The sequence below is a fragment of the Ruegeria sp. YTSA108 genome, from assembly GCF_059610185.1.
The window spans coordinates 21,786-34,371 of record NZ_JBXWND010000012.1; the positions used below are offsets into that span (position 1 = coordinate 21,786).

Genomic DNA, 12,586 nt, shown 5'->3' on the forward strand with positions numbered 1-12,586 from the left:
CGGCTCTCCGAAAACCTTATGGAGACGCCACAGTTGCTGGCATTTCTTCCCAAACCTTACCTCGAAATAGCCTTCCATTGGCTTTCTTAGAGCGTTTCTTGTTGTCTTTTCCCCAAGTGCCCCACTGCTTAAAGAAAAATGCTGTCCCGTAACGCTGGCAAAGCGAATAGATCTCCTCAATCCATTCTTCCTTGATAGGGCGCGCTTGAGCCCCACTCTCTCCGCCAACAATTGCCCAGTGAATGTCGGTCAGATCAACCTGTCCTACAGGTGCTATCAGAGGCTCAAAAGAAATAAACCGAATAGCTGCAGGGATTTTTGAAAGGGCATAAACTCTTTCTGATGTTTCAAAATTTTCGACACTCGTGCCCAACCAAACATTTGGAAGCACAGTCTTCATGTGGTCCTTCGTAAACTCAAGCATTCGCTCAGGTCGTTTAGTCAAGATTTGATATTGATGGTGTGGTGTCCGCTCCATCGTGCGCCAAACTCTTTCGGCAAACTCGAAAGGCACCCTCTCATGAAAGAGATCGCTCATGGAATTTACAAAAACTTTTCGCGGTTTTCTCCACTTCAGAGGAGCTTCCAAGGACTTCTCGTCCAGATTTATAGCGCCTGTCCAAACGGTCTTTTTGCCTGAACGTCGTGCAAGCCCTTGGTACTTCTCCATCCCCATGGCTTCCAGTCGGAGAGCCATATGCATCGCGTAACAATTCGTACAACCACTTGATGCAGCTGTGCACCCCGCAACAGGGTTCCAAGTTGTGTCAGTCCATTCGATATCTGACAAAACAATCTCCGTGCTCAAACAGCTCTTGATTTCAACAGGCAAAAACACCTCAGCGTGGCAAGCCTGATGTCCGTTTTGAGACTGGCCACCAGCAGCTTGGACTGCAGCTCAAATGTAACGACCTCGACACAATGGAAAACAAAGCAGTGCCTCACCGCCACACCATCGTAGAATGGCAAAAAAGTTGCAAGTTTGTTCTCACGCAGACGAATGAGAAAGCCCCTTGCGAAACACTTTTCAGAAAAAGATTTCAAGTACACCCTTATCGCAAAGCTGTCGTGTGTGTGTTTTGTTTTTCTCTTTCGAGCTCGGTGCTCCGACCAATGGCTCCTCTTCTCTTCGTCCGTCAGGAGCAATACTTTGCAAAATTTAGTTTTTGCACGACACCGGCCATTGAGCCAGACTTTTGCGACCGCCACATTCCGCCTGTCAATGTAGAAAGAACCCGCAAAATCGCTTGCTCAAAGGTGGACGGATAGGTGGATTGAAGAAAGTCAATCACATGCAAATCCAAGATATATTTATCTTTTTTTGAAATTAGTGGTGCCCCCACACGGACTCGAACCGCGGACCTACTGATTACAAATCAGTTGCTCTACCAGCTGAGCTATAGGGGCACTTGGTGTCGATTAATGCCTCTTGTTACGGACTTCAAGACAGAATTTTGCCGCCGCTTAACGATTTTCTGTATTCATGGCACTGGGTCTGGCCCAGAGAATTTACTCCGCCTGGTTTGACTGTGCGGAGTACAGCCTGTAACCCAGCAGATAATGTGCACGAACGCGAGGGTAAAAACCGAATATGCAGGTTGCAATCCACGCAGGTGCTGCGTTCACCGATGAAGGTCTCGTATTGCGGTCCCTTCAACGCAACACCGGCGCGTTGCATCAAAATGGTGCGTCCGTATTTGGCCCGCGCCGTTATCGGCAAATTTTCGAACCCGCCTTTGCTGCCATTGAAAACCAGGATGAAATCGGTGCCGCAATGGAAATGCTTCGGGCTGGGTTGCGATCGGCTCCGAAGGTCGATCGTTTGATTTACTCATGCGCCAGCTTTGCAGGCGATGTTGGAAATGCGCTGGACGACGGGCAGCTATACCCAAATGCGGGACGCCGAATGGAGTTGCTTGAAAAGTCCTTTCCTGACCACGAAATTGAGCTTTGTATGGGTTTTTTAAGCCCTGGCAGATTTATTCCCAAAGCTTTGATGTCGCTACCTGAACAGAGTCGCCTCGACAAAATGCGAAGTACCGATATCAGCTGCCTCAGCTGGATCAGCATGGTCGAGGACATCAGAGATCTTGCGCCCAATGTCAAAATCACACTCTGGAGCAACGAGGACGCACCACTGATCTGGGGAGATATAATCCGTGCAATCGCGGCCCTTCCCTCGGACAACACGCTGGTTGATGAGTTTGATTTACTGCTGTCACTTCTAGACGATTCAGGCAAATCCAAAGGTCTGGCATTGATTGATCAAAGCCTGGAACAGGACGAACATTTGCGTGACGACCTTGCCACGGTTTTGGAGGAACACGCCAAAACCGAGCTCACAACAGAAGAGCTTGATCTGCCAGATTGGAGCATGGAAATCGTCGACGCGTTTGCAGAATTATATGCGCAGGACATGGACCGACTTGAGTCCATGCCCGGAGTGCAGGTTCTAAGACCTTGAGTCTATAGCGGGAAAGCAGCCGTTACATTCCCAGCGCTTCTTTGTACATTTCCAACACCGCCTCTTCCTCGGCAATGTCGTCTTTGTCACGTTTGCGCAATGCGATCACTTTCCGCATGACCTTGGTGTCGTAGCCCCGCGCTTTTGCCTCGGCCATCACTTCTTTTTGTTGCTCCGCCAAATCTTTCTTTTCCGCATCCAGACGCTCGATCCGTTCGATGAACTGGCGCAGCTCACCCGCGGTTACACGGTAATTCGCGGCGGCCTGATCTTCGGTATTCTCTTCCATCTAAGTCTCTCCCAGAGGCTGGTTTGTCATGCTGAAAAGGTGGGCAACAAGCGGGATACATCGGTGCGAGCCAAGCCGCAAGCATGCAAAAAACCAGTCTCGCTTGTGCGGGCCAGCGCGATCAGTTAAGCGCTCAGGTCAGACGTTGAAAGATGGAAAACGATGTTCGAATTCATCACCTGGGGCGGTGCCGCCCTGTCACTTATCGGTCTGGCTGGGCTGGTTTGGTGCATTCTGCACGTAATGAAAGCGCGCAAATCCGGCCTGTCTGATGATGAACTGCGCGCCGTTGTTCAACGGGTGCTGCCCTGGAACATGGGCGCGCTCTTTTTGTCGGTGATAGGTCTTATGCTGGTTATACTTGGAATCTCGTTCGGTTGACTGCGGCCATCAAACCGGCAGATTGTCGAAACGCGCTTCCATAACGTCCTCGCACAGGGCCGCATCCAGGCGGCGCAGGCGCGCAGGAACCTCAACACCCTGCAGACGCATCTTCTCGATGACCTTTGTGACACTGGGCTGAAGGGCAAGGCGGGTATCAACACTGGCGCCCTTCAGTTTTTTCTCAAGTTGTTCGGCTTCGGAATACAAATCGATCCTCGGCATATCCATCCTCCCAAATGTCATCAGTTACCTATAGTTTAGTAACGGTTTTAAGACTTACATCACTCGGTTATTCTATCGCGCGAAAATTCGCCCGACCGCCCCCAAACATCGGCGCGCTTTCGCAGGATGCCAGAATTTTAGCCCAACTTTGCCGCTTTTGCCTTGACCGGCATCAAATCACCAAATGTTGATTGCTTCACATTCCGTTATTAATATATGACTAAGACCTAACCGGCGGAGGAAACCATGACGCCCAAAGTGAAAGCATTTTTTGACGCAGAGACATTCACGGTGTCTTATCTGGTTCAGGATCCTGAAGGCGATGCCTGCGCGATCATAGATAGTGTTCTGGATTTCGATCACGCATCCGGCCGGACCAATACGCGATCTGCGGATGAGATCATCAGATATGTCCAATCCAATTCGTTGCGAACCGAATGGATTCTGGAAAGCCATGTCCATGCCGACCACCTTTCAGCAGCCCCCTATTTGCAGCAGAAACTCGGAGGCAAGATTGGCATCGGTGATCAAATCGTCGCCATCCAGGAAACTTTCGGGAAAATTTTCAACGAGGGTACCGAGTTTCAGCGCGATGGTAGCCAGTTCGACGCCTTGTTCCGCGACGGCGACGGATTTCATGTCGGTCAAATGAGAGGTGACGTCTTGCACACCCCCGGGCATACGCCCGCCTGCATGACCTATGTCATCGGCGACGCGGCATTTGTCGGAGACACGCTGTTCATGCCGGATTTTGGCACTGCGCGATGCGACTTTCCCGGCGGATCGTCCGGAGATTTGTACAACTCGATCCAGAGGATCCTTTCACTGCCGGATGCGACACGCATCTTTGTCGGGCATGACTACAAAGCTCCTGGGCGGGACGAGTTTGCGTGGGAAACAACTGTTGAAGAGCAAAAATCCTTGAACGTGCATATCGGGCAAGGTCGACCTATCGAGGAATTCGTTGAAATGCGCGACGCCCGCGATGCCACTTTGGCCATGCCGCGGCTGATCCTGCCCTCTTTACAAGTCAATATGCGGGCGGGTCAGATGCCGCCTGAGGATGAGAATGGCGACGTGTTCCTGAAACTACCAGTGAACAAACTTTAGACGGCTAGAGCCGAACTTCTTGGGGGAACAAATCAGTGTATTCAGAATGGATATGGGGACTGGTAGGCGGCCTGTTGATTGGTCTTGGCGCAGCAGTTTACCTGCTTGGAAACGGTCGTGTAATGGGGGCGAGCGGTATCCTGGGAGGGCTTGTCGATCGCTCTGACCGCTCGGCCGAGCGGCTGTATTTCCTCGCTGGGATGATTGGGACGCCGTTGATGCTAAGCCTGTTTTTGTCGCCGGGGCCGCAGACAAACCTGACCTCGAATTTGACGGTTGTGATCGGGGCTGGGCTGCTTGTCGGTATCGGGACACGAATTGCCAACGGGTGCACCTCTGGACATGGGGTGTGCGGCATTTCCCGGTTTTCGGTGCGCGGGATCGTGGCAACGATCCTTTACATTGCGGCCGGGGCAGTGACGCTGGCCTTGTTTCGCCATGTCTGGGGGTTGATCTGATGCGCAATCTGATATCGCTTCTTTCGGGCTCTTTGTTCGGAGCAGGCCTGTTGATTTCCGGCATGACTGACACAACCAAGGTGCAGGGGTGGCTGGATATTTTCGGCAACTGGGATCCGACACTCGCATTTGTGATGGGGGGAGCCATTGTACCCATGATGATCGCATGGAGGCTGGTTCCAGATCGCAAACCGCTGTCGGGTGGGAATTTCCCGACAATGGTGCAGCATGAACTGGATCGCCGCCTTGTCATCGGATCGGTCATGTTTGGCATGGGATGGGGATTAGCGGGACTGTGTCCCGGTCCAGCCATCGCGTCTCTTACGTATGGCGGGACCGGAGGCGTTGTGTTTCTGGTTTCCATGCTCGCAGGGATGTATGCAGCTCCTGCCGTAAGTGCTAAACTGGACAGAACCGTAAACGCGACCTAAGCAGTAGCCATGGAGATTCGACCGATAACCCCCCGCTATGCCGTCTCGCCGCAAATTTCGGTCGAGGATGTTCCCACTATTGTCGAGGCAGGCTTTGTCAAAGTGATCTGCAACCGGCCGAACAGCGAAGTTCCCGAGGATCTCCAGTCAGATGCTATCGGACAGGCCGTGCGTGCTGCCGGGTTGGAATACGAAGTGCTAGAGCTGACGCATCAGACCATGACGCCCGAAAACGTCTCCTTGCAACGTGACCTCGCAGAATCCTGTGCCGGTCCGGTTCTCGCATATTGTGCATCGGGCACGCGTTGTTCTGTGATCTGGGCATTGGGGCAGTGCGAAAGCATGAGCACCGAAGACATCCTTCAGGCGACGACCAAGGCAGGCTATGCGTTGGACAACCTGCGTCCAACCTTGGAAGAAATACGCAGATCAGTGACTTGAGCGTCTGCTAACTGCCTTTCAGCGCGCTTTCATCCCCTGATAAACCAGCCAGTTGAGATATCTCGGCAACCATGTGTTCCGAATTCTCGAGGTTCAATTCTGTCCCCTCTTGGCCCAGCGCGCCGGGGGAAAATGGCATTATTTCCTGCCCGTGTTCGGTTGGCCCCTCTTCGTGTATACTGGCTGAACTCGCCTCAAGGAACTCATTTGCTTCGGGCTGGGAAAATGTCTGAGTTTGGTAGGTTTCGTTCAGGCGCACCGCACGCAATCCTCCGCATTGGCCGAGCCGTCCGATCGCGGCCCGGCTGCGGTCGATCGCCACAATCTCGGTACGATCCAGCCGCGCCCCGATCAATGGCAACACATCCCCCACCACCAGTTCTGTCAGCGTCGCCAGGGACAAGGGCATCCGGCAGACCACCGTATTCAAATCTGCCCTCAACACGCCCGATGCCTGATCAAGCCTGCCCTCTGGCTCATCATGAATCACCTCCGTCTCGGCCGTTTCAGCCGGTCGGATGGGCAACAGTACTGAAAGCTGACCTTGTCTCAGCCCACCGCCAAGTTCGACTGTCAGTTCAAAAACTCGGTATTCCTCTTCCACCATCGCCAGGGTCAAAGTTCGCAGATCCGCAAGGCGCGAAGCATATTCAAAACCGATCAGGCACATGCGGTCACTCGCCGTTTCGACAAGTGATGCCGCGCGGGACAGCCCCTCTTCGATCCAAGGGGACACCATGGCCGCGTCCGTATCGGTGAACCCCCGCGCAGAAGGCGCTCCCGGCATCACCTCGCCTATTGTCTGAGCCTGCACGACAGCCGACACTAACCCTATATCCATGCAGATCGCAGCCAAGCTGCTGTCAGAGCCTGAAAAGAGCAGCAATATCCATTCCTCATCCAAAGACTGTGTCAGCCCACCTGGTGGCCGACAGGATTGTTTGGCGCCGATTACCGACAACGGCAGCTGCAAACGATCTTCTGCCGCGCGAGCAAAAGCCAGACGCAGCGCACGTAGGATCGAGCGAGGCTTGTCACCCTTTTCCTCCTGACTGATCGAAAGCTTGCGCGCCAGAGCCGCGCTGACAGATTGCGTCATGCCTAAAACCGCTGATTGTTCCTGCATTCTCTTTCAGGTCTAACCCGGCGATAGTTACCAACCTGTTTATACAGCCGTCACTGCGCAGCCTGTCGGTAGGCCTGTGGCAGCCTGACCCGGAACGCAGCCCCACCATGGCCGGGCAAGTAGCTGATATCGCCCCCCAGTCTTTGCATAATCTCACGGCAGATCGCTAATCCCAGCCCCGCACCACCTGCCTTGTCGCCTCCGACGCGGGCAAATTTCTCAAAAACCATCTGCCGGGCATCCGGGGGAATGCCGGTGCCGTTATCAGCAAAATCAATGACGACTTGTCCGCCGACATCATGCGCGGAAATGGTCAGAACCGGTTCTTTGGCATCACAATATTTCTGAGCGTTCGAAATCAGGTTGATAAACACCTGCCCCAGACGGTCCAAATCCGTATGCAGGAGAACGCGTTCGGAGGTTTTCGACCGCCGGACGGTTAGTTTCTGGCTGGTTCCAGCCAAGGCACTGGACACAGCACGATCCAAAACCGACCGCAGGGTGTCACCGCTCTTGTTCAAATTGACTCGCCCACTTTCCAGAACGCTCAGGTCCAGCAAGTCATCCAGCAGCCGTGTCAACCGAAGCGCCTCGTCATGGATGATGGCAGCGTAACGCGTTCTTTCTTCGCTGGTCAGACCTTCGGTATCCCGCATGATCTCGGAAAATGCTCGGATCGAGGTCATGGGGGTTCGCAATTCGTGGCTGACTTGGCTGAGGAACCCGTCCTTCTGTTCGGAAATTTGCGTCAGCTTGGTGTTCGCCTCACGCAGTTGGCGCGCCGTACGGCTGAGTTCAGCGGATTTCGCTTCCAGTTGGCTGGAGTATTCCAACATCTGCGCGGATTCGTCGGCCACGGCGAGCAAATCCTCGACCGAAACGGAGGAACCACCAACAATCTGCCCGATCATCGCATGCGCTGTCGCCGCCCCGACCGAGCCGCTGAGTTCACGTTCCAACCGCTCCAAAAACCCAGGCGTAGGTTCGGGCAGGCTGGAACGCCCACCCTGCTGTTCCGCCTGCGCCTGAAAGAACTCTTGCGCCGGACCTGCGCCCAAAATGCGCTGGGTCATGATCATCAGGTCTTCGCTTTGCGCTACCGATCCGGTCCAACCGCGCAGCGCAACCGAATGGTCGAATACGTTGACGAATTGCGCCCCCTGCAAACGTTCGAGCGGGCTTGGAAAACTCAGCAAAGAGGCCGCGCAAAATGCCAGCGTGTTCAGCGACAGCGACCACAACACAGCGTGCACCATCGGGTCCATTCCGTCGATCCCGAACAAGGCCTGCGGGCGCAACCAGCCCCATCCGAACGGTCCGTTCTGCAGGACACTATCCGACATAATCGCGCTGCCCATGCCGGGCAACAACAGCGTGTAGATCCACAACAAGAACCCGACCGTCAGTCCGATCAGAGCCCCTGTTCGCGTCGCCCCGCGCCAGAACAGCCCGCCAACCAGCGAAGGCAAAATCTGGGAAATCCCGGCAAAGGCCACCAGACCAATCGAGGCCAGCGCGGCCCCGCCGCCGGAAATGCGGTAATACGAGAACCCAAGCACCATGATCACGGCGATTGAAATCCGCCGGGACAGCAAAACCACATTGCGGACATCACCGGATACGGCGCCAGCGCCCTCCTGCCGGCTAAACCAGATCGGCATCACGACGTGATTTGACACCATGGTCGATAGGGCCATTGCCGTGACAATCACCATCGATGTGGCGGATGAAAAGCCGCCAATAAAGGACAGCATCGCCAGCCATTCATTGCCCTGCGACAGGGGCACCGTCAGCACGAACAGATCCGGATTCGATCCTTCGGGCAAAAGGTCCAATCCTACGACCGCGATTGGCACGACAAAGAGACTCATCAACAGCAGATACAGGGGGAAGGCCCATGCGGCTGTCCTCAGATGCCCTTCATCGGCGTTCTCCACCACCATCACCTGAAACATCCTCGGCAGACACACAAAGGCCGCAGCCGATAAAAATATAAACGTGGTCCAGCGTCCGGCATTCACATTCCACTGCCCGATCTCAGAGGCATCGATGCGGTCCATCATCGGACCGACTCCTCCGGCTATACCCCAGACAACGAAAATGCCCACGGCCAGCAGCGCAAAAAGTTTAACGACAGATTCCAATGCGATGGCCGTGACAACGCCATGATGGCGTTCGTTGGCATCCAGATTGCGGGTACCGAACAGAATGGCGAACACTGCCAGCCCCGCCGCAACCCAGAACACACTGGACCCTTCGCGGTAAAGACCGCTTGGGTCGGCCTCGGCAAAGATTGAGAATGACAGCGTAATGGATTGAAGTTGCAGCGCAATATAGGGCGTCCCGCCCAACACGGCCAGAATTGTGACGCAAATCGCCAGAGTGTTCGACTTGCCATAGCGAGACGAAATCAGGTCGGCGATTGAGGTCACCCTCTGGCTGCGGCCAACCCGAACCAGCTTGCGCAATCCCCACCACCAACAGATCATGACCAACGTGGGTCCCAGATAGATCGTTACGAACTCCAGCCCCGACCGGGCGGCGTTCCCTACCGCGCCATAAAAAGTCCAGGCGGTACAATAGATCGACAGCGACAGCGTGTAGATCAACGGAGATCGCAGCCACGCCCCCCTGCCCGCCGCGGCCATTCTGTCGGCGGCAAATGCGACGCTGAACAACAGCACCACATAGCCCAAACAAACCAGGATCAGCACGTTCAGCGTTGCCATCAGTCTTGACCTGGCTCGGAATCATCGCCGGTTGATATGCGTCTTGCGGCGAACCCAAAGAGAACGCTGGCAACGATCAAAACCGCCCAGCATGTGAAGATATAGAGAATCGCAGAAGACAGCGGCACTCCGTCCGCTGCATCGCCCCCACGCGGCCACAGCAACGGAATCGCAATCAGCGCGCCCCCCAATATAGGCAATAAACGGGCGGCGTCGGTTAGCCTGCGTCGGCGGTAACTTTGGCGCTCAAGAAACAGCGACGGCCGCGCACCAGATGGTTGGCGGTCGTCCTGCATGCTCATGACCGCGAGGCCTGCGCGTGCAAATCGCGGACGGCGGTCAGAACTTCTGCATTGGAAAACGGCTTTGTCATGAACCGGCTGACCCCTGCATTCTCGGCCATCTCACGATCTTTCGATTGGCCACGAGCCGTTAGCATCAGAACCGGAAGATTTCGCAGTTCTTCGAGTTCGCGCAAGTCGCGCAAAATCTCCATCCCGCTTTTGCCCGGCAGCATCACATCCAGAATCACAAGATCGGGCTTCGCGCCCTGAATCACCAGCAGCGCATCCGTCCCTTCAGCATGCGTTTCAACCTGCCATCCCTCGCGGGTCAGCAAAAACCGAATGGCTTCAGCAATGTTCGGCTCATCCTCGATCAACAGAACCTTTCGGCTCATATATTTCATTCCTCCCCGAGACGGGCTGCACCACTGTCAACCTGTCCGAAACAGCTTATGCGCAGTGTCACGAAACTGTCAAAAACCTTCGCTCAGAATCGAGGGCTCTCGGCGCGATTCACAGTCCTTATTGGGGCAGACCCGGCAACTTGGGCCAACATGGGCAACCGCCTGACTGCCCTGAGGGCTTTCTTCGACGGATCGAACCAGCATGACAGAACGATAAACCGGCGCATCATCATAGCCGGAAATGGATTGCGGCCAGGCATAGGCATAACAATCGAATTCCGCGGCCGTTCGCCCCAACTGAACGATCCGTTTTCGGATCGGAACCAGCGGCCGGTTCAGCGCCTGAAACAGCGGCCACAGAGGACACGCCTCGCCGAACCTGGGCATGGCAAAACCGGGCACCGATTTGCTGAACAAAATGCTGCCTGAGGCATCACATATCACCAGCCCGGTCGGGCGCGACAAATACCCTTTGGGCAAGGCGGCCAGCCGCCTCAGCACGGTGGCGATGTCGACTGAATACTCTGTTGCCAAAAGCAAAGGATCTGTAACTCCCCGATCCAAAGCCCCTTTGAGCGCATCCAGAGGCAAAAGCCGAGCGTCGGATTCGTAGACGTCCAGAATATCCCGCGCCACTTTTCGCGCGGCAGAGGAATCAATCTCATTCAGATTAACATCCGCGCTTCCCCCTCCGGTTTCGATTTCCGGGAAATGGTGATCATGCCTGTCAAAAAATGCTTCGACATCTTCCAGAGGGACGCCGCGACGATCCTCGGCCCCCTCGGAATCATCCAGATAGGCCACCAGCGATTTGGAGCTATCGGCCAGCCGTTCGGCATCCTGGTGCAGGTTCCGGTGGAATCGGTCTTGCCACTCGGGTTCAATCTCTTGCGTTTCAGCAAGAATGGCAGCGGTGGAACGAATCGCGGCGGCTGTCGAAAGGACCTCGTGCATGGATGCTGCCAGATGCGGATCGTGCGTCAAACGATCCGACAGGGTTTCAATCGTTCGCTCTAACGACACCACTCGGCTGTGCATTTGCGCCAAAACGCCCGCCCACCCTGGAAACCTACTTGCGAACTCCTCAAGCCCGTCCACTTCGGCTTTCTGGCCAACAGCATCTGCCGCAGCCTCGCGCAGCGCAGAAATCAGCGTCGCCTCGATCCCCTGGGTTAGCACCGAAGGCTCAACGGTCAGGGCCGCAGCGATATCCACCAGCAGCTTTCCTCCGATCCTGCGGCGGTTATGCTCGATCAGGTTCAGATAGGATGCCGAGATTCCAACCTGCCGTGCAAGCTGGGCCTGACGCAATCCTGCGATCTGCCGCCTTTCGCGAATACGGCTGCCTGTTAACGTGTCCCGCAAAATTTTCCTCTTTTTCCGCTGGCTCCTTTGGTCAACCTCAGAAGCATTTTCAAAACTATTATTTAAATATAAGTCTTTAGCAATTAATTTTCTTGAGCAATTTACTTTCTTCACAAACGCATCCCGCAGTTCCAAACACCCGGACCACGGTGTAACCCATTTGCATATTTCGAAAATCACAGGCCTTCCCCTTCTATTTTCGGAAAAACACCTGCACCATGGACATATGAGCGACCCAGCCTTTGAATATGCGCCGATCGGATTGGTCGAGTTGGAGAACCGCGTGATCCGCCGGTGCAATCTGCAGTTCGCACGCACTTTCGGCGGTGAAGAGGCCGATTACCGCAACATGCCCCTGCTACACCTCTACCCTTCTGTCGCAGATTGGGAACGTATCGGCGCACGGAGCCTGCAAATCATGCGCGACACCGGATATTACACGGATGAAAGGGTCATGCGTCGCCGTGATAGCGACTTATTCTGGTGCCGCGCGCGCGGACGTTCGCTAACACCTGAAGATCCTTTCCGCCATGGCATCTGGAGTTTTTCGGATATTTCCGAGGAACGCCCTTTGGTCGAGCTAACCAGCCGTGAGCGCGAGGTTGCCATTCTGTCCTGCAAGGGCTTGTCGGCCAAGGAAATCGGTGCGGAACTGAACCTGAGCTATCGTACAATCGAAGCCTACCGTGCGCGGCTGCTTGAAAAATTCGGGGCACGTAAACTGCCTGAACTGGTTGCGAAACTCTCCGGAATGCCGCTGTAGCGCTGTTTACCACTGGTAATCTTCAGCAAAACCCCCATCTGACAGGCCGAGACTGTGCTTTTCATGGCCGTACGCTTAGCTTATAACGCTGCGTAATCAGACCAAAGCCCGCGCGA

Annotated in this window: 16 protein-coding genes and 1 tRNA gene; 8 read left to right on the forward strand and 9 right to left on the reverse strand. The window is 54.9% G+C overall.

Annotated features, from left to right (window positions below; all coding sequences use genetic code 11):
• Positions 1-16: 16 nt before the first annotated feature.
• Positions 17-838, reverse strand: coding sequence for a phage Gp37/Gp68 family protein (locus tag AC2FHW_RS15760; protein WP_496822206.1), 822 nt, complete (start codon positions 836-838; stop codon positions 17-19).
• Positions 839-921: 83 nt separating this feature from the next.
• Between AC2FHW_RS15760 and AC2FHW_RS15765 the strand changes: the two genes are divergently transcribed.
• Complete coding sequence (locus AC2FHW_RS15765) at positions 922-1,269, forward strand: hypothetical protein (RefSeq protein ID WP_496822207.1); 348 nt, start codon at positions 922-924, stop codon at positions 1,267-1,269.
• Between the two features lie 62 nt (positions 1,270-1,331).
• Here the strand turns inward: AC2FHW_RS15765 and AC2FHW_RS15770 are convergent.
• Positions 1,332-1,407 (reverse strand) — tRNA-Thr (locus tag AC2FHW_RS15770).
• 499 nt (positions 1,408-1,906) lie between these two features.
• On the opposite strand from AC2FHW_RS15770, the gene AC2FHW_RS15775 reads away from it, so the two are divergent.
• Positions 1,907-2,464, forward strand: a complete 558-nt coding sequence (locus tag AC2FHW_RS15775) for a hypothetical protein (protein WP_496707551.1) — start codon at positions 1,907-1,909, stop codon at positions 2,462-2,464.
• A 22-nt stretch (positions 2,465-2,486) separates the two neighbouring features.
• On the opposite strand, the gene AC2FHW_RS15780 is transcribed toward AC2FHW_RS15775, so the two are convergent.
• A complete protein-coding gene (locus tag AC2FHW_RS15780; protein ID WP_142638157.1) occupies positions 2,487-2,753 on the reverse strand; it encodes a DUF2312 domain-containing protein in 267 nt (88 codons plus the stop codon).
• Between the two features lie 162 nt (positions 2,754-2,915).
• Between AC2FHW_RS15780 and AC2FHW_RS15785 the strand changes: the two genes are divergently transcribed.
• Positions 2,916-3,134 (forward strand): carboxymuconolactone decarboxylase family protein, encoded by a 219-nt coding sequence (locus tag AC2FHW_RS15785; RefSeq protein ID WP_142638212.1) that lies wholly within the window; start codon positions 2,916-2,918, stop codon positions 3,132-3,134.
• A gap of 9 nt (positions 3,135-3,143) precedes the next feature.
• On the opposite strand, the gene AC2FHW_RS15790 is transcribed toward AC2FHW_RS15785, so the two are convergent.
• Entirely contained in the window at positions 3,144-3,359 is a 216-nt protein-coding gene (locus AC2FHW_RS15790; protein WP_142638155.1) for a hypothetical protein, read from the reverse strand.
• A gap of 246 nt (positions 3,360-3,605) precedes the next feature.
• On the opposite strand from AC2FHW_RS15790, the gene AC2FHW_RS15795 reads away from it, so the two are divergent.
• Genes AC2FHW_RS15795 through AC2FHW_RS15810 form a run of 4 tightly spaced genes read left to right on the forward strand, consistent with a single transcriptional unit; the run spans position 3,606 to position 5,799 of the window.
• Entirely contained in the window at positions 3,606-4,469 is an 864-nt protein-coding gene (locus AC2FHW_RS15795; RefSeq protein ID WP_142638153.1) for an MBL fold metallo-hydrolase, read from the forward strand.
• A 35-nt stretch (positions 4,470-4,504) separates the two neighbouring features.
• Positions 4,505-4,927 (forward strand): YeeE/YedE family protein, encoded by a 423-nt coding sequence (locus AC2FHW_RS15800; RefSeq protein WP_142638151.1) that lies wholly within the window; start codon positions 4,505-4,507, stop codon positions 4,925-4,927.
• A complete protein-coding gene (locus AC2FHW_RS15805; RefSeq protein WP_271950365.1) occupies positions 4,927-5,358 on the forward strand; it encodes a DUF6691 family protein in 432 nt (143 codons plus the stop codon). Before AC2FHW_RS15800 ends, AC2FHW_RS15805 begins: the two co-directional genes overlap by 1 nt.
• A gap of 9 nt (positions 5,359-5,367) precedes the next feature.
• Positions 5,368-5,799 carry a protein tyrosine phosphatase family protein gene (locus AC2FHW_RS15810; protein WP_142638147.1) on the forward strand — a complete coding sequence of 144 codons (432 nt, stop codon included), beginning with the start codon at positions 5,368-5,370 and terminating at the stop codon, positions 5,797-5,799.
• A gap of 7 nt (positions 5,800-5,806) precedes the next feature.
• Here AC2FHW_RS15810 and AC2FHW_RS15815 read toward each other — a convergent pair whose 3' ends face one another.
• The 5 genes from AC2FHW_RS15815 to AC2FHW_RS15835 all read right to left on the reverse strand — a co-directional run bounded on the left by AC2FHW_RS15815 (position 5,807) and on the right by AC2FHW_RS15835 (position 11,710).
• A complete protein-coding gene (locus AC2FHW_RS15815) occupies positions 5,807-6,898 on the reverse strand; it encodes a FliM/FliN family flagellar motor C-terminal domain-containing protein (protein WP_271950367.1) in 1,092 nt (363 codons plus the stop codon).
• A 77-nt stretch (positions 6,899-6,975) separates the two neighbouring features.
• Entirely contained in the window at positions 6,976-9,654 is a 2,679-nt protein-coding gene (locus tag AC2FHW_RS15820; protein ID WP_496690132.1) for an ATP-binding protein, read from the reverse strand.
• Positions 9,654-9,950 carry a hypothetical protein gene (locus AC2FHW_RS15825; RefSeq protein WP_496678364.1) on the reverse strand — a complete coding sequence of 99 codons (297 nt, stop codon included), beginning with the start codon at positions 9,948-9,950 and terminating at the stop codon, positions 9,654-9,656. Before AC2FHW_RS15825 ends, AC2FHW_RS15820 begins: the two co-directional genes overlap by 1 nt.
• Positions 9,951-9,952: 2 nt before the next feature.
• On the reverse strand, positions 9,953-10,333 hold the full coding sequence (locus tag AC2FHW_RS15830) for a response regulator transcription factor (protein WP_142638139.1): 381 nt from the start codon (positions 10,331-10,333) through the stop codon (positions 9,953-9,955).
• 78 nt (positions 10,334-10,411) lie between these two features.
• Positions 10,412-11,710 carry a helix-turn-helix domain-containing protein gene (locus AC2FHW_RS15835; RefSeq protein ID WP_281995802.1) on the reverse strand — a complete coding sequence of 433 codons (1,299 nt, stop codon included), beginning with the start codon at positions 11,708-11,710 and terminating at the stop codon, positions 10,412-10,414.
• Between the two features lie 223 nt (positions 11,711-11,933).
• Between AC2FHW_RS15835 and AC2FHW_RS15840 the strand changes: the two genes are divergently transcribed.
• Positions 11,934-12,470, forward strand: coding sequence for a helix-turn-helix domain-containing protein (locus AC2FHW_RS15840; RefSeq protein WP_142638135.1), 537 nt, complete (start codon positions 11,934-11,936; stop codon positions 12,468-12,470).
• The last annotated feature ends 116 nt before the right edge of the window (positions 12,471-12,586 follow it).